Raw genomic sequence first — 23,274 nt, 5'->3', positions numbered from 1 at the left:
GCATCGGGGTGCAGTTGCTGGCGATGTCGGCATGCACGCCATGCACAAGGGAGAGGCGCATGAAATACCCGGGCCGCATCATCAAGGCGGGCGAGGCCGAGGCCCGCATCGTGAAGGCGCTCAAGACGGCACTCAACAAGGCGCTGGGCTTGCGGGGCGGGGGCGGTGAGGCCATCGTGCTCGACGCCGACAACCCCACCTTCGGGCCGCGCATGAAGCAGGCCGTGCAGCTGTTCCAGGCGCGCAATGTGGACGACGAGGGCCAGCCGCTCAAGACGGACGGCGAGGTGGGCGCGCTGACCTGGGCAGTGCTGTTCGGCGCGGCGCGCGTTCCGCAGGCCGATGCGCCGAAGGATGCCTTCCTGGCGGCGGTGGTGGCCAAGGCGGGCAGCCAGGCCGATGCGGGTGTGCGCGAGCAGCCCCGCAACAGCAACCGCGGGCCGGAGGTCGATGTCTACCTGCGCCGATCCGGCGTGACACCCGGCCTGGCCTGGTGCTGCGCCTTCACCTACTGGTGTTTCGACGAGGCGGCCAAGGCCGCGGGCCGTGCCAACCCCATGTTCCGCACCGCCGGCTGCATGGCCCACTGGAACAATGCGCAGCGTCAGGGCGCGCGGCGCATCCCGGCTGCGCAGGCTGTGGCCGATCCGGCCCTGGTCAAGCCGGGCATGGTGTTCATCATGGACTTCGGCGGGGGCCTGGGCCACACGGGCTTTGTCGAGCGCATCGACGGCGGCTACATCCACACCATCGAAGGCAACACCGACGCCTCGCAGACGCGCGAGGGCGGCGGTGTCTACCGGCTGCAGCGCAAGCTGTCGAGCATCAACAAGGGGTTCATCGATTACGCTGGGGTGTGAGGGTTCACAGCGCTTCAGCCCTTCAGCCCCCGCAGCAGCGCCTCATGAAACTCCTTGGGCGATTCGACCTGGGGTGAGTGGCCCAGCGCCGGGAACTCCACCAGCTGAGCGCCCGGGATCGCCTTGGCCGTGGCGCGGCCCAGTGCGGGGTAGTCACCCAGCTTGTCGGCGATGGCCTTGGGCGCTCGCGCGGCGCCGGGGGCGGTGCGGTCCTTGCCGCCGATCACCAGCAGGGTGGGCACCTTGAGCTGGGCGAACTCATGCACCACGGGCTGGGTGAACACCATGTCGGAGGTCTGGGCCTGGTTCCAGGCCACGCTCTCGCGGCCGGGGCCGGCGTACAGGCCGGCCTGCATGTGCACCCAGCGGTCGTACTCGGGCTTCCACAGGCCGTTGTAGTAGAAGCGGAGCTGGTAGGCCTTGATGCCCTCGAAGCTGGTCTTGAGCTCGCCCTGGTAGAGCTGGTCGATGGTGGCGTAGGGCACGCCTGCGGCCTGCCAGTCTTCCAGGCCGATGGGGTTGACCATCACCAACTGTGACACGGCCTGCGGGTGGTTGAGGGCGAAGCGTGTGGCCAGCATGCCGCCCATGGAGTGGCCGATCACGGTGGCCTGCTTGATGTTCAGCGATTGCAGCAGGGCGTGCGTGTTGGCCGCGAGTTGGCCGAAGCTGAACTGGTAGCCCTTGGGCTTGCTGGACGCGCAAAAGCCGATCTGGTCCGGGGCGATCACGCGCCAGCCTTGCTCGCTGAGCACGCGGATGGTCTCTTGCCAGGTGGCGCCGCAGAAGTTCTTGCCATGCAGCAGCACGGCGGTGCGGCCGTTGGCCTTCCCCTTGGGGGCGATGTCCATGTAGGCCATCTCCAGCGCCTGTTGCTGCGATGTCAGCTTGAAGCGCTGGATGGGGTGCGGGTAGTCGAAGCCTTCGAGCTGCGCGCCGTAGGTGGGGGCTGGCGCTGCGGCAGCGGCCTCGGTGGTGGTCTGGGTAGCGGCCTGGCTAGTGGCGGCCGTGGCAGTCGGTTGGGCCGCGTAGGCGCAGGGCAGGGTCAGGGCGGCCAGGGTCAGGCCGGCGGCGACAGGCTTCATCAGCAACTCCGTTGTCGGGGTGGGTGTGCGGCCGTGTCATCGTGTGGCGCGGCCTTGATGGCTTGGTTCGTTCAGATATGAACGGAAAAGTTCGCTGTTGGGATGCTGCTCTGTGTGACAGGCAAGGGCCCTGTCCTGTCGCCCGAGATCAGTGTCCGGCAATCCTCAGCCACAGCAGCAGCAACACAGCCAGCGCCAGGGCCGCGCTGAGCACCTTCCAGAACACCACCGGGTGCCGTTCGATGAGGGCGGGCGCCCGGCGCGGCTGGTACTGCAGGCCGGGATCGTGCAGATCGTGGATGAACTCGGACAGCGCTTCCTGCCGCTTGTGCGCTTGGGGGTGCAATGCGCGCCGCAGCACGGCGTCGAGCCAGGCAGGCAGTTCGGGCCGGTGTTCGCGCAACGGGGTGTAGTGCAACCGGGTCACGTCGCGCTCGGTGCGCACGCGCGTGACCTGCAGGCCGTAGGGGAGCTGGCCCGTCAGCATCTGGTAGGTGAGCACGGCCAGCGCGAACAGGTCGGAGGCGGCGCTGCCGCCCTGGCCCGTGAAGTACTCGGGCGCGGTGTACTGCAGCGTGCCGACCAGCGCATCCGGGCGTGGCGCATCGCTGCCTTCGGCCAGACCGGCCACGTGCACCGCGCCGAAATCGATGATCTTGACGGTGCCGGTGACGTCGATCATCACGTTCTCGGGGCGCAGATCCTGGTGCAGCATCTCCTTGCGGTGAAAGGCCTGCAAGCCGCGCGCGATCTGCTCGGTGATGCGGCGCACGGCGTCCAGGCTGGGCGCGGGATGGTCGGTCATCCACTGGGCCAGGGTGTGGCCTTCGATGTGCTCCATGGCCACGAACAGGTGCTGGCGTGGGCGTTCGATGGCGCAGGGTTTGAGCACATGGGCGCTGTCGATGCGGCGGGCCACCCATTCTTCCAGCAGGAAGCGGTCAAGCCAGGCGGGCTGCTCGCGCAGGTCCACCGCCGGGGTCTTGAGCACGACCTGCTGGCCGGTGGCCTCGTCCAGCGCCAGGTGCACATGGCTGCGGGCGCTGGCGTGCAGTTCGCGCACGATGGTGTAGCCCTCGAAGCGCATGCGTGGCTGCAGGGGCGGCGGCAGGGCCAGGCCCTCGCGCTGCACGGGCAGTTCACGGGCTTCGGGCTCGGGCAGGGTGTCGATGCGCACCAACTGCACGGTCAGGTTGTCCTGGCTGCCGCGTTCCAGCGCGGTGTCGATCAGGGCGCTGGCGGCTTGGTCGACATCATCGCCATGGGCCTGAAGTGCCTTGTGCACGGCGGCGGCATCGAGGTGCTCGTAGGCGCCGTCGCTGGCCAGCAGGTAGACCTCGCCGGGTGTCAGTGGCCAGTGGCGGTAGTCGATTTCGATGGACGGGCCCATGCCCAGCGCGCGGGCCAGGTAGGTCTCCACGGACGAGGCGTGGAGGCGATGATCCTCGGTGAGCTGCTCCAGCGCCTGGGCGTGCAGGCGGTACACGCGCGTGTCGCCCACGTGCAGCAGGTGCGCCTCGCGGCCTTTGAGGATGAGGGCGCTGAAGGTGCAGACGTAGCCGCGATCCGGATCGAAGCGGGCGTCGCTGCGGCGGGTCTGGGCGTGCAGCCAGGCGTTGGTGGCTTCCAGCACGCGCTGCGCGGAGCGGCGCACTGTCCAGGCCTCGGAGGTGTCGTGGTAATCGTCCAGGAAGCTGCGCACGGCGGCGGCGCTGGCCACCTGGCTCACGGCGCTGCTGCCGATGCCGTCGGCGATCGCGATGGCGATGCCCTTGGTGGCCAGCAGCGTGCCGGTGGGCACGGCCGCGCCGTGGAAATCCTGGTTCACGGCCTTGCGCCCGGCCCGCGAATGCTGGCCGAGCGTGATGCGCAGCGCGCCGGTCATGGCCGGGGCACCGCCCGGCGAGCCGGTGCGGTGGGGGCTTGAGGCATGGGCGCGATCAGGCCACGATGCGCTTGGGCGCGGTCTTGTAGTGCGTGGCGTACAGCGTGGCACCCACGAAGGTGAGGCCGCCCACCAGGTTGCCGATCACGGTGGGGATCTCGTTCCAGATCAGGTAGTCCATGATCGTGAAGTTGCCGCCCAGCAGCAGGCCGGAGGGGAACAGGAACATGTTGACGATGCTGTGCTCGAAGCCCATGTAGAAGAAGATCATCACGGGCATCCACATGCCGATGGCCTTGCCCGACACGGACGTGGACATCATGGCCGCGACCACGCCAGTGGACACCATCCAGTTGCACATCACGCCGCGAATGAACAGGGTGAGCATGCCGGAGGCGCCGTGCGCCGAGTAGCCCACCGTGCGGCCTTCGCCGATGTGGCCGATCTTCTGGCCGACGGCGTTGGCGGCCTCGCTGAAGCCGAAGGTGAAGATGATGGCCATGAACACGGCCACCGTGAGGGCGCCGGCGAAGTTGCCGAAGAACACCAGCGTCCAGTTGCGGAACACGCCGGCCCAGGTGGCGCCGGGCCGCTTGTCGAACACGGCCAGCGGGACCAGCGTGAACACGCCGGTCAGCAGGTCGAAGCCCAGCAGGTAGAGCATGATGAAGCCGACCGGGAACAGCATGGCGCCGACCAGCGCGTTGCCCGTGTTGACGGTGACGGTGACCGCGAAGGCCGCGGCCAGTGCCAGGATGGCACCGGCCATGTACGAGCGGATCAGCGTGTCGCGGGTGGACATCAGCAGTTTGGATTCACCGGCGTCGACCATCTTGGTGACGAATTCGGCGGGGGCGAGGTAGGCCATGGGGTTCCTTTGGGGCAATAAGGACAGGCCACGGTGAAGGTGCTGTCTTTCGGTGCCGCGAAGGCCATGAAAAAAGCGCCCACCACCGCACCCTGCCGGAGCAGGACACTGGGTTGGACGCCGTTATCCACACGTTGGTGCACCACCCCGGGGCGCGTTGGCACCATGCAGGGTGGTTGTCAGGCCGCCTTTAGCCTGATGGCGTCAAGGCAAGCTAGAGGCATGCCAGCATGGGCTTCACTTGGAGGTGCCGGGCTTGGGGAAGGCGAAATCCGGCAGCGAGAGCGTGGCCTCGGCCACGTCCAGCAGGCGGCGGTTCTGGTCCATGGAGGTTTTCTGCAGGGCGCGGAAAGCCGCTTCTTCCGTGAGGCCCATGCGCGACATCAGCACGCCCTTGGCGCGCTCGATCACCTTGCGCTCGTTGAGCGTGCGGCGCGCGGTCTCCAGCTCGGCCTCCATGGTGGCCAGGCGGGCGGACTGGGCCTGCAGCATGTCCAGCAGCGACGAGGCCTGCGCCTGCTGCGCGGCGGTGTCGATGTGGTTGGCCAGGCCCTCGGTGACGGCGGCGGGCAGGGGCATGCTGCCCGGCTGCGCGGCTGCGTCGAAGAAGCGCTCGACCGCCTGCGCATGCGGCGATGGGTTGTCGCGCAATTGTTGCAGCAGGCCTTCGGCGTCGAGCAAGGCCTGCTCGGCGGCGCGTACCTGGGCCTCGCAGTGTTGGCGCAGGGCCTGCACCAGCTGTTGCTGCAGATCCCATTGCGCGGTGATGTGGGCGCTGCTGACCTCGAACCAGTCGTCGCTGAGCTGCGCGTCGAGCGCGGCGCCGGGGCGGGCGGTGCACAGGGTGCGGCGCAGGCGCTCCAGGCGGGCCACGCCGGGCGTGAGCAGGTGCTGCTGCCAGTGGGTGCGCAGGGCGGGCTCGGCGAACTCCTCGAACACGCGCAGGCTGCTTTCCTGGGCATCGATCAGGTGGATCAGGCGCTGCTGCTGGGCCTCGTCGCCATGGCCGGAGGCGTAGAGCAGGGCGCCCACGGCGCGCTCCTGGCCGGCGGCTTCCTTGCTCTGCACCAGGTGCAGGAAGGCCACCAGCAGGCGCGAGATGCCGGGGTGCGCGGTGGCGTCGGCCACGTGGAAGATCAGCTCGACCAGGCCCGCGATCAGGCGGCTGAAGGCGGCCACCGAGTCATGGGCGCTGAGCGTGCGTTGCTCGATCTGGGTGCGCAGGCCGTCGAGCATGTCCAGGCCCATCAGGGCCCAGGCCATCATCGAGATCATGCGGGCCGAGGCGCCCTGGCCCGGCTCCGTCTGTGTGGCGAAGATGGCGCGCGCTTGAGCCTCCAGTGGCTGGGCCTCCAGCACGGCGGCCTGGCGCACCTCGGTGAACTGTTGTCCGCCCGAGGCCAGGTACACACTGGTGGCGCCGCGCTCGCGCTGCAGGGCGTGGATCAGCTGGCCGATCACATCGACCAGCTCGGCGCGGGCGGCCAGGTGCTTGAGTGCGTCGATCTCGAGCTGCTTGGCGCGGAGCACGAGGTGCGAGACGGACAGCGCCGGCAAGGCGGCGGGAGCAGGGGCAGAGAGGGCAGCGGGCAGGGACATGGGGGCGCAAAGACATCGCTTTGCGCCCATTGTCCGCAACTTGGCCGCGTTTGGGCGAGGCGGCGCGGTTTTTCCGCGCGTCTCGGGGTGCCCGGTCGTTGTGCTCGGTGATGCTCAGAGGTGCAGTTGTCCAGCCGCCTCGGGCTGGTACTGGATGGCGGCCACCACCGCGTGGTGGATGGCGCCGTCCACGCCTGTCCAATTCACCTGCTGGCCCACGCGCGCGCCCAGCAGGGCGGTGCCCAGGGGCGTGAGCACGGACAGGCCGCCACTCACGTCGTCGTGGGGTAGCTCAGCGTCAGGCTGCGGGTGCTGCCGTTGGCCTACCCCATCAGCACCACGCGTGAGCGCATGGTGACCACGTGGCCCGGCACAGCTTGAGGCGGTACCAGGTCGGCAAAGTCGAGGATGTCCATCAAGGCCTCGGTGGCGCTGGTGTGGGCCGAGGCGGTGTCCTGCCGTTCGACCAGGGCGAACAGGCGTTGGTGATCGACGTTGGTCAGGACGCGCGGGGCGGTTTGCGGCGAAGGCATGCGGTTCTCCGGTGGGTGTTGCGCTGGGGACGCCCGGAGACCAGAGATGCGCTGAAGGTGAAGGAGGGGTGGGTGGTCGCCGGGCTCAGGAATGTGCGGCGAGGCACGGGTGGGCCAGGCCACCTCCGGCCAGGGCATGCAGCGGCGCCACGGCGAGCGCGGGGGCGCCGTGCATGTCGTGCGTGTGGTGCTGCAGGGATGAGCGGGTGACCATGCGGGCCTTTGTTGGAAGGAACGGCGGCCCCTGCAACGAGGCCGCCGACCAGGCCGGGCTCAGGGTGCCAGGGCCACCACCACGTGGCCTTCGTCCACGCGCACGGCATGGGCGCGCACCGAGTGCTCGGGCGCCTCGATGCAGGCGCCGGTGCGCAGGTCGAAGTGGTTCTTGTACAGCGGCGAGGCCACGACGATGTGCTCGCCCAGGTTGCCCACCAGCCCGCGCGAGAGCACGCTGGCGCCGGATTTCGGGTCCACGTTGTCGATGGCGTAGAGCTGGTCGCCGCCCACGCGGAAGACGGCCACGTGGCGTCCCTCCAGCAGGGCGCAGACGCCGGTGTTGGGCAGGATGTCGCTGGCCGCGCAGACGGGGGTCCAGGTCAGGGTATCGGTACTCATGATGTTGTCCTCCCGGTCAGTCAGGCGGTGGTGGTGTCGGTAAATGCCGTGGTGCGTTCTTCGTCGCGCGCCGGGCGGATCTGCCCGCGTTCCTTCACGAACACGATGCGCTCGTCCTTGGCGTCGCTGTTGACGAAGGCGCGGAAGCGCTGGCGCACGGCCGGGTCGGTCACGGCGGTCTTCCACTCGCACTGGTAGGTGTTGACCACGTGCTGCATCTGCTGCTCCAGCTCGGCGTTGATGCCGAGGCTGTCCTTGATCAGCACGTCCTTCAGATAATCGAGGCCACCTTCGAGGTTCTCGCGCCAGGTGCTGGTGCGTTGCAGGCGGTCGGCGGTGCGCACGTAGAACATCAGCACGCGGTCGATCAGCTTGATCAGGTCGGCCTTGGTCAGGTCGGTGGCGAACAGCTCGGCATGGCGGGGCTTCATGCCGCCGTTGCCGCACACGTACAGGTTCCAGCCCTTCTCGGTGGCGATCACGCCGATGTCCTTGCCCTGAGCCTCGGCGCATTCACGCGTGCAGCCCGACACACCGAACTTGATCTTGTGCGGGGCGCGCAGGCCCTTGTAGCGGTTCTCCAGCTCCACGGCCAGGCCGACGGAATCGTCCACGCCGTAACGGCACCAGGTGCTGCCCACGCAGCTCTTCACGGTGCGCAGCGACTTGCCATAGGCGTGGCCGGATTCGAAGCCGGCGGCGATCAGCTCTTCCCAGATGGCGGGCAGTTGCTCCACACGCGCGCCGAACATGTCCACACGCGCACCGCCCGTCACCTTGGTGTACAGGCCGTACTTCTTGGCGACCATGCCCACGGCGATCAGGCCATCAGGGGTGACCTCACCACCGGGCATGCGTGGCACCACGGAATAGGTGCCATCCTTCTGGATGTTGCCCAGGAAGTAGTCGTTGCTGTCCTGCAGGCCGGCCAGATCCTTCTTGAGCACGAACTCGTTCCACACCGAGGCGAACACGCTGGCGGCGGTGGGCTTGCAGATGTCGCAGCCCAGGCCCTTGCCGTGCTTGGCCAGCAGCTCGTCAAACGTCTTGATCTGGCCGACGCGCACCAGGTGGTACAGCTCCTGGCGCGAGTAGGGGAAGTGCTCGCACAGGTGGTTGTTGACGGCCATGCCGCGCTTGGCCATCTCCACCTTCATCACCTGGGTGACGAGGGGCACGCAGCCGCCGCAGGTGGCGCCGGCCTTGTTGCAGGCCTTCATGTCGGCGATGGTGCACACGCCGTCGCCCACGGCCGCGCAGATCTGGCCCTTGGTCACGCTGTTGCACGAGCAGATCGTGGCGGTGTCGGGCAGCGCGTCCACGCCCAGGCCGGGCTTGGCCTTGCCGTCGCCCCCTCCCTCAAAGACGGGCAGGATCAAAAATTCCGGGTCGGCCGGCAGGGTGATGCCGTTCAGGGCCATCTGCAGCAGGGTGCCGTATTCATCGGCATTGCCCACCAGCACGGCGCCCAGCAGTTGCTTGCCATCCTGGCTGACGACGATCTTCTTGTAGATCTGCTTGATCTCGTCCACGTACTGGTAGGTGCGGGCATGCGGCGTCTTGCCGTGCGCGTCGCCGATGCTGGCCACGTCCACGCCCATCAGCTTGAGCTTGGTGCTCATGTCGGCGCCCACGAAGGCGGCGTCCGTCTGCCCGGCGATCTGCTTGGCCACCACGCGGGCCATGTCGTAGCCGGGGGCCACCAGGCCGAAAGTCTGCTCGTTCCAGCTGGCGCATTCGCCGATGGCGTAGACATCGTGGTCGCTGGTGCGGCACTCGCTGTCGATCACGACGCCGCCGCGTGGGCCGATGGCCAGCGCGCACTGGCGGGCCAGCTCGTCACGCGGGCGGATGCCGGCCGAGAACACGATCATGTCGGTCTCGAGGTGGCTGCCGTCGGCGAAGACCATGCGGTGGCGGGCCGTGGCGCCATCGACGATCTCGGTGGTGTTGCGGCCGGTGTGCACGTGCACGCCCAGCGCTTCGATCTTGCTGCGCAGGATGCGACCGCCACCGTCATCGACCTGCACGGCCATCAGGCGGGGGGCGAACTCGACGACGTGGGTTTCCAGGCCCAGGTCACGCAGGGCCTTGGCGCACTCCAGGCCCAGCAGGCCGCCACCCACCACCACGCCCTTGCGCGAGGTGGCGCCGGCCGCCGTCATGGCCTCCAGGTCTTCGATCGTGCGGTAGACGAAGCAGTTGGGGCGCTCGCGGCCGGGCACGGGCGGCACGAAGGCGTTGGAGCCGGTGGCCAACACCAGCTTGTCGTAGGACAGCACCTCGCCGTCGGCGGTGGTCACGGTCTTGTTGCGGCGCTCGATGGCCACGGCGCGGGCGGCCAGGCGCAGGCTGTAACCGGTGCGCTCGAAGAAGCCGGGCTCGACCAGGGAGAGGTCATCGGCCGTCTTGCCGGCAAAGAATTCGGAGAGGTGGACCCGGTCGTACGCGGCGCGGGGCTCTTCGCACAGGACGGTGACCTCGGCATCTGCCAGGCCTTGCTCGGCCAGGGATTCGAGGAACTTGTGGCCGACCATGCCATGGCCAACGACGACGATCTTCATGTGTGCACTCCTGGGAAGACGGGGTGCGCGGGTCAGCACAGAAGACCACGGCGCACCTGTGATCGCGCGGTGCTGGGGCACCTCGGGACCAAGGGGGTCAGAAGGGGCGGGCCTCAGTGAAGGGGGAAGGCCTGCTCCGACGGATCCGCCGTCGTTAGCGGAGTTGGTTTGGGGCATCTGCAGCGTCAGCACCGCGGATGCGTGCCTGAACTCATGCAAGGGCTATGCCTGGTTTTGCAGACATCTTGTCCAGAGGGAAGGCCTTGCCGGATGGGCCACAGCGGCCCTTCAGCTGACCCCAATGTGGTGCGACGGCGCACCGCCCTGGGGTGGTGCGGGCCGCGTGCGGGGGCGCAACACCCGTACGAAAGGACGTGGACGGCAGCTGGCGGCGTGCCTAGACTGCGCCTGCATCGTCGACATGGCCGGAGTGTTTACCTGGTGGCGGGTAGGCCGGCCTTGTCCTTGCGGAGGCCACCATGCCCTTCAATGAAGCAGCCGATTTCGACACCCCCGAAAAGTACGTCAAGCAGTTCAAGATGGAACTGTCCAAGCTGGGCGGGGAACTGGGCGAGTTCTATTTCGCGGAGAGCTACCCCATCGGGGGCGAGGACAGCGACGTGCTGCTGGTGGGCCGCATCAAGGCGCCGGCCATCAAGGCGCTCAAGACCGGCGGCGCCAAGTTCACCTGGGGGCAGGTGACGCCCGACAAGAAGCACCTCCAGTTGCAGGTGATGAAGGGCAAGCTGATCCCGGGCAAGCTCAAGAAGCTGTTCAGCGGCACGGGCTTCACCTTCGAGATCGTGGACGGCATCGACGAGCCCGAAAAGCCCTCCAAGGACGACGTGGCCCTGGAGCAGAAGACGGTCAAGGCCAAGCGGGCGCTGTTCTCCGTGTCCGAGACCTTCAAGGACATGGGCCACATCCTGGCCAGCTCGGTGCGCAGCGAGATGCGCAAGGCGCTGGAGAAGGCTGAGGCGCTGATCGAGGACAAGAAGCCCGAGCAGGCCCAGCTCCTCATCGACAAGGCCACCAAGGATCTGGAAGAGGAAAAGGCCGCCACCAAGCAGGAGTTTGCTCAGCGCAAGGCCAGCCTGCAGGAGTCGCTGGATGAGGAGCTGCGGGAGATCGCCCGCCAGCTGAGCCCGCTGACGAAGGAGCTCGACACGGCGGAGAGCACCGTCAAGCAGCTCACGAACACCATCAAGAGCATGGAAGAGGCTCAGAAGAAGCCGAACATCAAGCAGAAGGATTTTCTCGAGCGCAAGGGGCGTATCGAGGCCCTGACGCTGGATTTGCAGAACGCCAACAAGAAGCTCAAGGAAGTGCAGGACCGCCTCAGCCCGCAGATCGAATCCCTCAAGCAGCTCAAGGACAAGGCCCCCTCCAAGATGCTGACGGTGGTGCAGAACATGCAAAAGCGCCTGGACGTGGTCGAGGCGGCCTCCAAGTCGGCCGAGCAGTCGCACAAGGAGCTGTCCGCGCTGGTGGGCAAGATGGCCGAGGCCACGGTCTGGCAGGAAGACAACGTCGACAAGGTCAAGAACAAGGACGGTTCGACCACGGTCAAGGGTGATGGCGTGGGCACCGGCCAGGGCCACGGCACCGGCCGCCACGGCGCCCAGACGGGCCTGGACCGCCAGGCGCTGCGGGCCGCCACCCAGGGCGTGACGCCGGACAAGCAGGGCAACAAGCACGGCGTGACCCAGCACACGGCCAAGTGGAACAAGGTGACCATCGAGTACGAAGAGAACGAGAACGGCGAGAAGGTCATCAAGAACCGCAGCTCGGTGGAGAAGAGCATCATTGCCGCGGCCGACACCATCGTCAAAAGCGACATCGGCTCCACCTGGGCCACGCCCGTGCTGGAGCGCGAGGCCGTGAAGAAGGCCATCGCCACGGCCAAGGCCATGCAGAGCTACCTGCAGTTCGAAGACAAGAACGGTGTCTGGAAGGATTTCAGGAGCCTGGCCATCACGCTGGGCAAGCCCGATACCTCGGTGGGCTGGGGCTATGCGGTGGAGCGCACGGGCGTCGTCGTCGATGCGACGGTGGCCAAGCAGCTCCTGACCGAGTTCGAGAAGGGCAAGAAGACGCAGGAGCAGCTGTTCAAGGACTTGAACGTCAAGCTGGTGGCCAAGGACGGCGGCGCGCAGATGATCCGCCACGCCGTGGTGGTGTTCAAGCGCGGCGCTGGCGGGGCTGCCTGGGAGCTGGTGACGCACTACCCCAACCATGAGCTGACCGCCAGCGACGTGGGCTGGGAGTGCGAGCGCAACTGGCGCCCGGGCAAGGTCAAGTTCAAGAAGGCTGGCGGCGTCACGGCCGAGGTCAGCAACAAGACGCTGGCTTGACGGCGCCGCTGGACACCGCGCCCGGCGTAGGCACGCGGGCGCGGCAACTGATCCTGCTCACATGCCTGTACGCCGCGCAGGGGCTGCCGTTCGGCTTCTTCACGCTGGCGCTGCCGGTGCTGCTGCGTGAGCAGGGATGGTCGCTCACGGCCATCAGCTTCCTGCAGTTCCTGGCGCTGCCCTGGGGCATCAAGTTCCTGTGGGCGCCGTTGGTGGACCAGCATGGCGCGCGCCGCACCTGGCTGCTGAGCCTGCAGGGCGCGGCCATCGCCATGGCGCTGCTGCTGTCCGAGCTGCACCTCTCGCTGGACAGCGTGCTGCTGTTCGTCGCGGTGTTCCTGTTCAACCTGATCGCGGCCACGCAGGATGTGGTCACCGACGGGCTGGCCGTGCGCCTGCTGAACGCGCAGGAGCGGGGCCTGGCCAACGGCATCCAGGTGGGGGCCTACCGCCTGGGCATGATCCTGGGCGGCGGGCTGCTGCTGTGGGTGTTCGCGCAGATGGGCTGGCGCGTGATGTTCCTGGGCATGGCGGGCATGCTGGCGCTGACCACGCTGCCGGTGCTGGGGCTGCGCGAGCCTTCGCGGGTGCCGCACGACGAGCCCCCGGTGCTGCCGGCGCAGGCCAAGTCTTCGTCCTTCTTCAGCGGCTGGCGCCTGGCCATCGCCTGGCTGCACCGCGCGCTCACGCCGGGCATGCTGGTGCTGGCCGGGCTGATCTTCTGCTACCGCTTCGGGGACCAGATGGTGAGCTCGCTGCTCACGCCCTTTGTCAGCGACCAGGGTGTGGGCAAGGAAACCATCGCCCTGATGAAGGGCACGGTCGGCTCGGCCACCAGTCTGCTGGGTGCGGTGGTAGGTGGGTGGCTCACCTTCCGCGCCGGGCGGCGCCAGGCGCTGCTATGGAGCGGACTGCTGCAGGCAGCGGGTTTCGGCTTCTACATCGCGGCGGCGATGGGCCTGGGCGGTGTCGAACTGCTGTGGACGGCGACGGTGGTGGAGGGCGTGGTCGGCACCATGGCCTCGGTGGCGCTGTTCGCCCTGATGATGGACGCGTCCGATCCGGCCCACGCCGGCACCGACTACACGCTGCTGGCCAGCGTGGTGGTGGCCGTGAGCAGCCTGGGCGGGCTGGCGGGGGGCTTCCTGGGCGACCGCCTGGGCTATACCGCCACTTTCGGCATCGGCACGGCGCTGGCGGCGGCGGGCTGCGTGTTCCTGGTGTGGTGGCTGGACCGCCACCCGACGCACACGCGGGTGGCGCAGGCCTGGCGGTGAACCATGCCTTGATGGCGGGATGGACCTGCGTACACTCCCTAGAAGAAGCAGTGTTCCCTCAAGCCTGATCCCGATGCCTTACAGCAACGAACTCGTCACACCAGCCGACATCGAGCACTACGACCTCAACAGTCTGTGGAAACGCTACTACTTTGTGTTCACCGGCCTGTCCTGGACCATTGATCGCGAGAGCGAGTCCTATCTGTTGCTGGTGCGCAGGAACCCGGAAGACATGAGCACCATGGCTTTTGCCTTTCTGTGGGATGGTGAACTCAAGGAAGAGCTGCTGCACATGGATGGCAACCGTGCGGCAGACGGCCGCTACCTCATCCGGTGGCGTTTGCTGACCAAACCATTGAATGCCGCGCCGTCTGGGCCGGCGACGCATCACCAGGCCAGGCTGGCTGCGCTGAAGGCCGCGCTCACCGCCTACAAGAGCAGAGGTTTGAACAGTTCGAGCGAACTGAGCTATGCCATCGAGTTCGAGTTCTGAGCCGGCGTTGCAGGACAAGGAATTTTCCGGTGGCATCACGGCGGATGCCGCCGCCCAGCTGTTGCAGCGCTCCCCGGATGCCTATGCGACACCGCAGGCGCTGATGTCCTTGGTGGGCCAGGTGTCGGTCGCGCATGCTGACGGTTTGCCAACCGACCGCACGGTGCTGTACAGCGGAGACATTGATGAAGGCCCCCCTCCGCTGGGGTCGTGGAAGCTGGCCACCGCCATGCAGGGCCAAGACCTCGCACAGTTTTGCCCAGTCCCTTGAGGGTGATGTCGTCGTCCTGAGCAGCCAGGCCAATCCTGCACGCACCTTTGGCCTGGTCGAGCTACCCGCCCTGCTGGCCAACCCCAAGGTCAAGTCCGTCAACGGCATTCCGAAGAGCACCCTGGCGCAACTGGCGCTTCAGCCCAATGGGCAGGCGTTTGTGTTCAAGGCCCTGGCGGAGACGGCCAAGTCGCTGCTCAACCAGTGTGCGGTGGCGTGGGACGAGAACCAGCGCATCGCCCACGTGGACACCATGCCTTTGATCGGGCGCACGTGTCCAGGCCCGTCATCGAATCAAGACGGAGGCCGGGCCAGGCTGATCCGTGCAGGTGAACCCGACCCGAAGACCTTGACCGGTTTGAACAAGGCTGCTCGCCTGGTTCAGCGCAAGTGGCTGGAGCGGGTGCTGGGGGTCAAGGTCAAGCGCCGAGTCGCTTGATCGATGGCGCCTCGGGGCTATCGTCAGACCGCCCTCGTCCCGCCTGATCTGGAACAATCAGGGCTACCTGATTCTTGGTTCACCACCATGTCCGACACGGATTCCCTGCGCCAGCTGACGCATCGTCTCGAAGCCTTTGCCGCCGAGCGCCACTGGCAGCCCTTCCACTCGCCCAAGAACCTGGCCTCGGCGCTGAGCGTGGAGGCCGCCGAGCTGCTGGAGCACTTCCAGTGGCTGACCGAGGATCAGAGCCGCCAACTGCCTGCGGACAAGAAGGAAGAGGTCGCCTTCGAGATGGCCGACGTGCTGCTCTACCTGGTGCAGCTGTCGTCCGCGCTGGAGGTGGACCTGCTGGACGCGGCGCGGCGCAAGATGGTGGTCAACGCGCGCAAGTACCCGGTCGGTGGGCCATGAGCCGGTAGACCCAGGTCCCTGAAACAGCCGCGTAATGTCATTGATCCGCAGCGATCTGTCTGAAAAGGTCTGTGAACCTCTGTATTCCTCGTGTAAGCCTGGGCCGGATGGGATAAATTAACGACTTATCCCCTTCAAATGAGGGATCCCCTATGCCGCACGTGGTTACAAGAGCTTAAAGAGGACCTGCATGGATGCCAACGAACTGGTTCACGCGATCCAGACGCTGAACGCCGAGGATTCGTTTCGACCTCGGCTGGACGCGCAGCAATGGCGCGTGTTCTGCCAGTACCTGACACGCCATGAACTGCGCTCCGGCGATCTGCTGATCAAGCAGGGCGACCACGACCGCACGGTCTACTTCCTGGGGCAGGGTTCGCTGCAGGTCTTCGTCACTGGCGCGGCGCCGGGTGCGTCGCGCATCGCCATCCTGCGGGCGGGTTCGGTGCTCGGCGAGCCGGGGTTGTTTGCCGACGGCCCGCGCATGGCCAACGTGGAGGCCATGACGCCCTGCGTGGTGTGGGCGCTGCGCCTGCCGCGCTTTGAAGAACTGGCCGCCCGCGTGCCGCAGGTGGCCGTCGAGGTGGTGCGGGCTGCTGGGGCGCTGATGGCCCAGCGCATGCGCGCCAACATGCAAAGGCAGATCCCGAGCGCCTGATCGACGCCCGACAGAGGAGCTAGCAGGATGTCCGCAGGGGTGCATGAAGTCCACCGTCCCACCATCCTGGTGGCCGACGATTCGCCACAGAACATCGAGCTGCTGTCGCGCGTGCTGGGGCAGGACTACCGGATCAAGGTGGCCACCTCGGGCGAGAAGGCGCTCAAGATCGTCTACTCCGATGAGCCGCCCGAGCTGATCCTGCTCGACATCATGATGCCCGACGTGAGCGGCCACGAGGTGTGCCGCCGCGTCAAGGCCAACCCCGACCGCCGCCGCATCCCCATCATCTTCGTGACGGCCATGAGCTCGATCGAGGATGAAAGCCTGGGCCTGGCCATCGGCGCGGTGGACTACATCACCAAGCCCATCAGCCCGCCGCTGGTGCAGGCTAGAGTGCGCACGCACCTGGCCCTGTACGACCAGGCCCGCGAGCTGGAGCGCATGGTGTCGCAGCGCACGGCCGAGCTGGTGGCCACGCGCCAGCAGGTCATCCGCCGGCTGGGCCGCGCCGCCGAGTTCCGCGACAACGAGACCGGCAACCACGTGGTGCGCATGAGCCACATCAGCCGCCTGGTGGGCGTGCAGGCCGGCCTCGGCCCCGCCTCGCTGCAGCTGCTGTTCCAGACGGCGGCCCTGCACGACGTGGGCAAGATCGGCGTGCCGGACCACATCCTGCTCAAGCCCGGTCCGCTCAACGATGAAGAGTGGGCCGTGATGCGCCAGCACCCGCAGATCGGCGCGGACATCATCGGCAAGCACGACAACGAGCTGCTGGCCGCGGCGCGTACCATCGCGCTCAGCCACCATGAGCGCTGGGATGGCAGCGGCTACCCGCTGGGCCTCAAGGGCGATCAGATCCCGCTGTTCGGGCGCATCGTGGCCCTGGCCGATGTGTTCGATGCCTTGATGAGCAAGCGGCCCTACAAGGAGGCCTTCTCGCCGGCCAAGTCGCTGGAGCTGATGGAGGCTGGCCGGGGCACGCACTTCGACCCGGTGCTGCTGGACGCCTTCTTCGCGCAGCAGCACGAGATCCTGCAGATCATGGCCCAGTACGCCGACGAGCGCGGCTCGCAGGTGGACTGAGCTTCTTGGCGGCGCGTCAGCAGGCCGTCAGGCCTGTTCGCGTGAGGAGGCGCCGCTGGCCGGGGCCTTGTCGGTGTCGCCCGCCGTCTGCGATTTGGACGCTGCTGCCGCCTCGGTGCCGGCGCGCTGGCGCCAGTCTGCCAGGGCCGCTTCCGCACTGTCGAAGTCATAGCGCAGCAAGGCCTGGCGCAGGCGCGCGACTTCATCGAGCGCGTCCAGCGCGGGGTGGGCATCGAGCAACTGGCGCAGCACGTCGGGGGCCTGAGCGTCTTGATCATGGATCAGCGCGGCCAGGCGGCTCCACCAGGGGCTGAGCTCGGCCAAGGGCACGGGGCTGGCGGGCATCGGGCTGTCGGCGGTGTGGCCGTTGCCGTGGGCCTTGACCAGGGTGTGGATGTCATGCAGCACGGCCTGCAGGCTGTCCTGCGCGGCACGGGCGCGGGCCACGCTTTCATCCGGGTCGGCGCGCAGGCAGGCTTCTTCCAGCTGGGCGATGGCGTTGACCAGCTGGTGCGCGCCGATGTTGCCGGCCAAGCCGCGCACGTTGTGGGCCACGCGCAGCACCTCGTCGTAGTCGTGGCGGGCCAGGGCCTGCTCGATCTGGTCGGAGGCCGGGCCCTGTGTCTTGTCGAAGCCCTTGAGCAGGCGCCGGTACAGGTCGGTGTTGCCCAGGCAGCGGGCCAGGCCGTCGCGGGTGTCCAGGGTGGCACAGGCGGGCAGGGTGTCGCTGTCGGCCAGCCAGGGGCGGGCGGCGGCGGGGCGTGTGGGCGTGATCCAGCGCCCCATGATGGCGAACATCTGCGGCAGCTCCAGCGGCTTGGGGATGTGGTCGTTCATGCCGCAGGCCAGCACGCGTTCGCGGTCGGAGGCCATGGCGCTGGCCGTCATCGCGATGATAGGCAGGTGTTGCCAGGCGGGGTTGGCGCGGATCTTCTCCGTGGCGGTGTAGCCGTCCATCACGGGCATCTGGCAGTCCATCAGCACGCCGTCGAAGGGGCCGTCGTTGCGCAGCTTGTCCAGGGCCTGCTGGCCGTTGTCGACGGTGACCACGTCCATGCCGGCGCGCGTCAGGAGGTCGCAGGCCAGCTCCTGGTTCATGGGTTGGTCTTCCACCAGCAGCACGCGGGCACCGGCCAGGCGCTGCTGGGCATGTTCCAGCAAGCGCGCGGCGGGGCGGGGCGCGGGGGCCAGCGCGTCCTGCTCGTGGCCCAGGGCGTAGCTCAGGCTGTCCAGCAGGGTGGAGGGCGTGACGGGCTTGTTGAGCACGCCGGCCAGGCCCACGCCGGCCGCGGCACGCAAGGCCTCGTCGCGCGCGAAGGCGGTGACCAGCAGCACGCAGGGGCGGTGCTCGGGCGGCAGGGCCAGGGCGTGCTTGGCGAAGTCGATGCCGTCCATGCCGGGCATCTTCCAGTCGGTCAGCAGGATCTCGTGCGGCTGGCCGGCGGCCATGGCCTGGCGCATGCGGTCCAGCGCGGCGGGGCCGCTTTCGGCCAGCTCTACCTGCAGGCCCATGCGGCTGACCATCTCGCCCAGGATGTCGCGGGCGGTGGGGTTGTCGTCGACCAGCAGCAGGCGCCGGCCGCGCAGTTCGTGCGCGAGCAGGGCGCGGCGGGCGGGCGATTGCTGGCTCTGCAGGCCCATGCGCGCCGTGAAGTGCATGGTGGTGCCTTGGCCGGGCTGGCTGTCGGCCCAGATGCGGCCGTCCATCAGGGTGACCAGTTCACGGCAGATGGCCAGGCCCAGGCCGGTGCCGCCGTACTGGCGGGTGGTGGAGGTGTCGGCCTGGGTGAAGGGCTCGAACAGGCGGTCGACCTGCTCGCGCGTCATGCCGATGCCGGTGTCCTGCACCCAGAAGTGCAGCTGCACGGCCTCGGCGTCGAACTGCTGCACCTCGCAGCCGATGATGACCTCGCCCTTCTCGGTGAACTTGATGGCGTTGGTGCCCAGGTTGATCAGGATCTGGCCCAGGCGCATCGGGTCACCCACCAGGGCGGTGGGGATGTCGGGCTCGGCGGTGAAGAGCAGCTCCAGGCGTTTTTCTTCGGCGCGCACACCGAGCACCTCGGCCATGTGGCTGACCACGCTTTCGAGCTGGAACTCGGTGCACTCCAGCTCCAGCTTGCCCGATTCGATCTTGCTGACATCGAGGATGTCGTTGAGGATCTGCAGCAGGTTGCCAGCGGCGCGGTGGGCCTTGTTGACGTAGTTGCGCACCTTGGAGGGCATCTCCTCCATCAGGGCCAGGTGGGTCATGCCCATCACGGCGTTCATGGGGGTGCGGATCTCGTGGCTCATGTTGGCCAGGAAGCGCGACTTGGCCTGGGTGGCGGATTCGGCGGCCTGCTGGGCGGCCTGGGTGAAGGCCTCGGCCTGCTTGCGCAAACTGATGTCCTGGATGATGGCGCAGTAGAGTTGTTCGCCGTCGTGCTCGAAGGGGATCAGCACGACCTCGGCATCGAAGGCCCGGCCGTCCAGCGTGGTGTGGCGCCACTCGAAGCGGCGCGCCTGGCCGCTGGCGCGGACCTCGTCGAGCAGGGCGTGGGCCTGGTCCATCGCGGCCTTGCCGTCTTGCATGGCGTTGGACAGGGGCGGCAGCCAGGGCTTGAGGCCCAGCAGCGCGCGCTCGCTGTCGGCGCGGAACATGGCCAGGGCCTGCGGGTTGGCGCGCTGGATGCCCTGGTCGCGGCTGAAGAACAGGTAGGTGTTGGGCGCGTTGAGGAAAACGGCCACCGAGCGGGCCATCTGCTCCTTCTGCTCGGTGATGTCGAGCCAGTAGCCGTTGTAGGTGGCGCTGCCGTCGGCGCCGGTGCTCAGGGTGCTGTGGCAGCGCACCCAGCGCGGGCGGCCCTGCACCGTGACGGAGACCTCGACGGGCTGTGTGGGCGGGCGGTTGTCCGGCAGCTCGGCCAGGCGCCATGGCAGGGTGGGGTCGGCCTGCACGGTGATGGCGTCCAGCCCGATCACGCGTTCGACGGCCTGGCTCAGGAAGCCGAAGCGCACCTCGCCCTGCGCATCGCGGTGGTAGCGGAACAGCGCCAGGGGCAGGGTCTGGGCCATGTCGTGCAGTTCGCGCCGGGCGGCGGCCAGGGCACCCAGGCGCCGGCTGCGCTGCAGCAGCATGGCCAGCACGCCGTAGCCCAGCATCAGCACCAGGGCCCAGGCCAGCACGCGGGAGGAGATCAGCGCGCCTTCGCCCTCCAGCGGTGCCAGCACCCAGGCGTTGTAGGTGTCGGCCATCACGGTGCGTTGCACGGCCAGGTAGCGCCGGTCGCCGATGGTGACCAGGTCGGTGGTGCGTGCGCCCACGGTGGTGCTGCCGACTTCCCAGGGCAGGGTGGGCACCTTGCGCTGGTAGAGCTTGCTCTGGGCGGCGTCGGACAGGGTGAGCTTGTCGCGGATGGGCGCGTGGGCCAGCATCCAGCGCGGCTGGTTGCTCATCACGATGACGCCGTTGCGGTCGGTGACGAAGATCAGGCGCTGATCGCCGTCGAACAGGCGGGCCATGCTGGCCGGGTCGCGCTTGATGACGAGCACGCCCACCATCTGCCCTTGGCGCTCCACCCTTCCTGCGAAGTAGAAGCCGGGCGAGCGGTTGATGCGCCCCACCACGAACTGCGAGCCGGTGCCGACATCCAGCGCCTCGGTGTAGTAGTTGCGCGTGCGGTAGTTGCCGCCGATGGGGTTGGGCTGCGCATCGAAGCCGCTGTCGGCCAGCACGGTACCGTAGCGGTCCATCAGGAAGATTTCGGAGAGGTTGAAATCCTTGGTGGTTTCCTTGAGCTGCTGGCTCATCTGGCGCACGGGGGCCATGGCCAGCAGGTGGGCCTGCATGCGGGCGCGGTCGCTTTCAGCCAGGCTGGCCGAGTGCTCCAGCACGGTGTCCTGCAGGAACTGCTTCATGCCTTCTTCGCGGCCCAGGGCCCGGGGCAGGGCCACCATCTGCTGGAAGCTGGAGTCGAGCGTTTCGCGCAGGCTGTCCAGGCGCTGGGTGGTGCGGGCCAGGTTGTCGCGGCGGGCGTCGTCGAGGTCGTGGTTGATGTTCCAGGCCGCGCCGGCCAGCACCACCAGGGTCCACGCGGCGGCGGTCCAGCCCAACAGGAGGGCCGTGCGGCGTCTTGCCGGCATCTTGGGTGGTTCAGGGGTCATGGGAGCGATCTTCGTGCCTCGTTGCGTTGTTTTGCCATCGAGGCCGGGCATCGAGGCCGGGCCATCAACCGTTCATCAACCGTTGAGCAAGGTGTGTTCCGCGCGTGCCAGATCCTGCGGCCGGCCCGACAGCACCAGCGTGTCGCCTGCCTGCACACGGGTGGCCGGTTCGGGCACCACCACGGCGCCCCCCGCGCGGCGCAGGGACACCACCACCACCGCCTCCATCATGGGGTGCAATTCGCCGATGCTCAAGCCCGCGCAGGCCGCATCGGCGCCCAGCGTGACGGATTGCAGACGCTTGAGCTCCGGCTCGTCCACGGAGTCGTCGTCCGCGCCGTGGAAATAGTCGCGCAGCAGGCCGTAGCGGGCGGAGCGCTGGTCCTTCACCAGGCGCAGCACCCGCCGCATCGGCACGCCCACCAGGGCCAGCGCCTGCGAGGCCAGCATCAGCGAGCCTTCGATGGCCTCGGGCACCACGGCGGCGGCGCCGGCGGCCTGCAGCGCGTCCAGGCCGGAGTCGTCGATGGTGCGGACCACGGTGGGCACGTGCGGCGCCTGCTCGTGCACCAGCGCCAGGATCTTGAGCGCGGCCGGTACGCTGGGCCAGGTGATCACCACCGCGTTGGCGCGCGACAGGCCGGCGGCCATCAGGCTCTGCAGGCGTGTGGCGTCGCCGAACACCACGTGCTGGCCGGCGGCGGCGGCCTGCTGCACGCGGTCAGGGTCCAGGTCCAGCGCGATGTAGGGGATGTGCTCGATCTCCAGCAGGCGCGCCAGGTTCTGGCCGCTGCGCCCGTAGCCGCAGATCAGCACGTGCTGCTCGGTGTTGATGGCCTTGGTGGCGATCTTCGTCATCGCCAGCGACTGCATCATCCAGTCGCTGGCCGACAGCCGCGTCACGATGCGGTTGCTGTGCATGATGAGCAGCGGCGTGGCCAGCATGGACAGCACCATCGAGGCCAGCAGCGGGCTTTGCGCCTGGGCGTTGATCAGGCCGTGCTCGCCGGCCAGGCTCAGCAGCACGAAGCCGAACTCGCCGGCCTGCGCCAGGTACAGGCCGGTGCGCAGCGCCACGCCGGGCTGCGCGCCGAACCAGCGCGCCAGCGAGGCCACCAGCGCGAACTTGAACAGCACGGGCAGGGTGGTCAGGGCGGCCACCAGGGTCCAGTGGTCCACCACATGGTGCCAGTCCAGCTTCATGCCGATGGTGATGAAGAACAGGCCGAGCAGCACATCGTGGAAGGGCCGGATGTCGGCCTCCACCTGGTGCTTGTATTCGGTCTCGGCCACCAGCATGCCGGCCACGAAGGCGCCCAGCGCCAGCGACAGCCCGAAGTGCTCGGTCAGCCAGGCCAGGCCCAGCGTGACCAGCAGCAGGTTGAGCATGAACAGCTCTTCGCTCTTGCGCCGCGCCACCAGGGTCAGCCACCAGTGCATCACCTTCTGGCCGCCGGCCAGCAGCAGGCCCAGCAGGCCGCCGGCCTTCAGGGTGGCGATGAACAGGGCGCGGGTCAGGTCGGCCGGGCTGGCGCTGAGGGTGGGGATCAGCACCAGCAGCGGCACCACGGCCAGATCCTGGAACAGCAGGATGCCCATCACGCGCTTGCCGTGCTCGGTGTCCAGCTCCAGCCGTTCGGCCATCATCTTGACGACGATGGCGGTGGAGCTCATGGCCAGCGCGCCGCCCAGGGCGATGCTGCTCTGCCAGTTCAGGGCCCAGCCCAGCAGGCCGTCGGGGTGGGCGCGGTCGCCCATCCAGGCCAGCACGCCGGCCAGCGCGAAGTAGCCGGCCACGGTGGCCGCGATGGTCAGCAGCACCTGGCTGGAGCCCAGCCCGAACACCAGCGAGCGCATGCTGCGCAGCTTGGGCAGGTTGAACTCCAGCCCGATCACGAACATCAGGAACACCACGCCGAATTCGGCCAGGTGTTCGACGCCGGAGGAGTCCTGCGCCAGCGCCAGCGCATTGGGCCCGATGACCACACCGACGACGAGGTAGCCCAGCATGGGCGGCAGGCGCAGCAGACGGCACAGCACCACGCCGATCACCGCGGCGAACAGGTACAGCAGCGTCAGGTCGAGCGTGGTGGCCATGTTGTCCCTAGAATCCCTGGATCCTACTGT

18 protein-coding genes are annotated in these 23,274 nt (G+C 68.0%); 8 read left to right on the top strand and 10 right to left on the bottom strand.

The window, feature by feature from the left end; all coding sequences use genetic code 11:
- The first annotated feature begins 59 nt into the window (after positions 1-59).
- The gene (locus WAQ08_RS19295) at positions 60-860 is read left to right on the top strand and encodes a CHAP domain-containing protein (protein WP_422193907.1); all 801 of its coding nucleotides are present in this window, start codon (positions 60-62) and stop codon (positions 858-860) included.
- 14 nt (positions 861-874) lie between these two features.
- Here the strand turns inward: WAQ08_RS19295 and WAQ08_RS19290 are convergent, their stop codons facing one another.
- The 8 genes from WAQ08_RS19290 to nirB form a co-directional block, all read right to left on the bottom strand.
- A complete protein-coding gene (locus tag WAQ08_RS19290) occupies positions 875-1,945 on the bottom strand; it encodes an alpha/beta fold hydrolase (RefSeq protein WP_422193906.1) in 1,071 nt (356 codons plus the stop codon).
- Positions 1,946-2,093: 148 nt separating this feature from the next.
- Entirely contained in the window at positions 2,094-3,830 is a 1,737-nt protein-coding gene (locus WAQ08_RS19285; protein WP_422193905.1) for a protein kinase domain-containing protein, read from the bottom strand.
- Between the two features lie 55 nt (positions 3,831-3,885).
- Positions 3,886-4,698: a formate/nitrite transporter family protein gene (locus WAQ08_RS19280; protein WP_422193904.1), complete on the bottom strand. Its 813-nt coding sequence runs from the start codon at positions 4,696-4,698 to the stop codon at positions 3,886-3,888.
- A gap of 237 nt (positions 4,699-4,935) precedes the next feature.
- Complete coding sequence (locus tag WAQ08_RS19275; RefSeq protein ID WP_422193903.1) at positions 4,936-6,297, bottom strand: nitrate- and nitrite sensing domain-containing protein; 1,362 nt, start codon at positions 6,295-6,297, stop codon at positions 4,936-4,938.
- 114 nt (positions 6,298-6,411) lie between these two features.
- Complete coding sequence (locus WAQ08_RS19270) at positions 6,412-6,573, bottom strand: GreA/GreB family elongation factor (protein ID WP_422193902.1); 162 nt, start codon at positions 6,571-6,573, stop codon at positions 6,412-6,414.
- A gap of 47 nt (positions 6,574-6,620) precedes the next feature.
- On the bottom strand, positions 6,621-6,830 hold the full coding sequence (locus WAQ08_RS19265; RefSeq protein ID WP_422193901.1) for a hypothetical protein: 210 nt from the start codon (positions 6,828-6,830) through the stop codon (positions 6,621-6,623).
- Between the two features lie 273 nt (positions 6,831-7,103).
- Positions 7,104-7,445: a nitrite reductase small subunit NirD gene (nirD, locus tag WAQ08_RS19260; protein WP_422193899.1), complete on the bottom strand. Its 342-nt coding sequence runs from the start codon at positions 7,443-7,445 to the stop codon at positions 7,104-7,106.
- A gap of 20 nt (positions 7,446-7,465) precedes the next feature.
- Positions 7,466-10,009, bottom strand: a complete 2,544-nt coding sequence (nirB, locus tag WAQ08_RS19255; protein ID WP_422193898.1) for a nitrite reductase large subunit NirB — start codon at positions 10,007-10,009, stop codon at positions 7,466-7,468.
- 479 nt (positions 10,010-10,488) lie between these two features.
- Here nirB and WAQ08_RS19250 point away from each other — a divergent pair, with 479 nt between their 5' ends.
- The 7 genes from WAQ08_RS19250 (at position 10,489) to WAQ08_RS19220 (ending at position 17,001) form a co-directional block, all read left to right on the top strand.
- A complete protein-coding gene (locus WAQ08_RS19250) occupies positions 10,489-12,363 on the top strand; it encodes a hypothetical protein (RefSeq protein ID WP_422193897.1) in 1,875 nt (624 codons plus the stop codon).
- Positions 12,360-13,640, top strand: coding sequence for an MFS transporter (locus tag WAQ08_RS19245; protein WP_422193896.1), 1,281 nt, complete (start codon positions 12,360-12,362; stop codon positions 13,638-13,640). Before WAQ08_RS19250 ends, WAQ08_RS19245 begins: the two co-directional genes overlap by 4 nt.
- 73 nt (positions 13,641-13,713) lie before the next feature.
- Positions 13,714-14,133 (top strand): hypothetical protein, encoded by a 420-nt coding sequence (locus tag WAQ08_RS19240; protein WP_422193895.1) that lies wholly within the window; start codon positions 13,714-13,716, stop codon positions 14,131-14,133.
- Positions 14,134-14,318: 185 nt separating this feature from the next.
- A complete protein-coding gene (locus tag WAQ08_RS19235) occupies positions 14,319-14,843 on the top strand; it encodes a hypothetical protein (protein ID WP_422193894.1) in 525 nt (174 codons plus the stop codon).
- Between the two features lie 87 nt (positions 14,844-14,930).
- Positions 14,931-15,257 (top strand): nucleotide pyrophosphohydrolase, encoded by a 327-nt coding sequence (locus tag WAQ08_RS19230; RefSeq protein WP_422193892.1) that lies wholly within the window; start codon positions 14,931-14,933, stop codon positions 15,255-15,257.
- 190 nt (positions 15,258-15,447) lie between these two features.
- On the top strand, positions 15,448-15,915 hold the full coding sequence (locus WAQ08_RS19225) for a cyclic nucleotide-binding domain-containing protein (protein ID WP_422193890.1): 468 nt from the start codon (positions 15,448-15,450) through the stop codon (positions 15,913-15,915).
- Between the two features lie 27 nt (positions 15,916-15,942).
- Positions 15,943-17,001 (top strand): HD domain-containing phosphohydrolase, encoded by a 1,059-nt coding sequence (locus tag WAQ08_RS19220; protein WP_422193888.1) that lies wholly within the window; start codon positions 15,943-15,945, stop codon positions 16,999-17,001.
- Positions 17,002-17,028: 27 nt separating this feature from the next.
- Here WAQ08_RS19220 and WAQ08_RS19215 read toward each other — a convergent pair whose 3' ends face one another.
- On the bottom strand, positions 17,029-21,147 hold the full coding sequence (locus tag WAQ08_RS19215) for a response regulator (RefSeq protein WP_422193886.1): 4,119 nt from the start codon (positions 21,145-21,147) through the stop codon (positions 17,029-17,031).
- A 75-nt stretch (positions 21,148-21,222) separates the two neighbouring features.
- Positions 21,223-23,244 (bottom strand): cation:proton antiporter, encoded by a 2,022-nt coding sequence (locus tag WAQ08_RS19210; protein WP_422193885.1) that lies wholly within the window; start codon positions 23,242-23,244, stop codon positions 21,223-21,225.
- Positions 23,245-23,274: the final 30 nt, after the last annotated feature.

Source organism: Aquabacterium sp., from assembly GCF_049274795.1.
GTDB lineage: Bacteria > Pseudomonadota > Gammaproteobacteria > Burkholderiales > Burkholderiaceae_C > Aquabacterium.
This window is presented reverse-complemented; position numbering and strand designations above follow the sequence as displayed.

Excerpts from the sequence above, each read along its gene's own strand:
- WAQ08_RS19295 (WP_422193907.1), top strand. The coding sequence starts at position 60 with ATGAAATACCCGGGCCGCATCATCAAGGCGGGCGAGGCCGAGGCCCGC.
- WAQ08_RS19290 (WP_422193906.1), bottom strand. The coding sequence starts at position 1,945 with ATGAAGCCTGTCGCCGCCGGCCTGACCCTGGCCGCCCTGACCCTGCCC.
- WAQ08_RS19285 (WP_422193905.1), bottom strand. The coding sequence starts at position 3,830 with ATGACCGGCGCGCTGCGCATCACGCTCGGCCAGCATTCGCGGGCCGGG.
- WAQ08_RS19280 (WP_422193904.1), bottom strand. The coding sequence starts at position 4,698 with ATGGCCTACCTCGCCCCCGCCGAATTCGTCACCAAGATGGTCGACGCC.
- WAQ08_RS19275 (WP_422193903.1), bottom strand. The coding sequence starts at position 6,297 with ATGTCCCTGCCCGCTGCCCTCTCTGCCCCTGCTCCCGCCGCCTTGCCG.
- WAQ08_RS19265 (WP_422193901.1), bottom strand. The coding sequence starts at position 6,830 with ATGCCTTCGCCGCAAACCGCCCCGCGCGTCCTGACCAACGTCGATCAC.
- nirD (WP_422193899.1), bottom strand. The coding sequence starts at position 7,445 with ATGAGTACCGATACCCTGACCTGGACCCCCGTCTGCGCGGCCAGCGAC.
- nirB (WP_422193898.1), bottom strand. The coding sequence starts at position 10,009 with ATGAAGATCGTCGTCGTTGGCCATGGCATGGTCGGCCACAAGTTCCTC.
- WAQ08_RS19250 (WP_422193897.1), top strand. The coding sequence starts at position 10,489 with ATGCCCTTCAATGAAGCAGCCGATTTCGACACCCCCGAAAAGTACGTC.
- WAQ08_RS19240 (WP_422193895.1), top strand. The coding sequence starts at position 13,714 with ATGCCTTACAGCAACGAACTCGTCACACCAGCCGACATCGAGCACTAC.
- WAQ08_RS19235 (WP_422193894.1), top strand. The coding sequence starts at position 14,319 with ATGAAGGCCCCCCTCCGCTGGGGTCGTGGAAGCTGGCCACCGCCATGC.
- WAQ08_RS19230 (WP_422193892.1), top strand. The coding sequence starts at position 14,931 with ATGTCCGACACGGATTCCCTGCGCCAGCTGACGCATCGTCTCGAAGCC.
- WAQ08_RS19225 (WP_422193890.1), top strand. The coding sequence starts at position 15,448 with ATGGATGCCAACGAACTGGTTCACGCGATCCAGACGCTGAACGCCGAG.
- WAQ08_RS19220 (WP_422193888.1), top strand. The coding sequence starts at position 15,943 with ATGTCCGCAGGGGTGCATGAAGTCCACCGTCCCACCATCCTGGTGGCC.
- WAQ08_RS19215 (WP_422193886.1), bottom strand. The coding sequence starts at position 21,147 with ATGACCCCTGAACCACCCAAGATGCCGGCAAGACGCCGCACGGCCCTC.
- WAQ08_RS19210 (WP_422193885.1), bottom strand. The coding sequence starts at position 23,244 with ATGGCCACCACGCTCGACCTGACGCTGCTGTACCTGTTCGCCGCGGTG.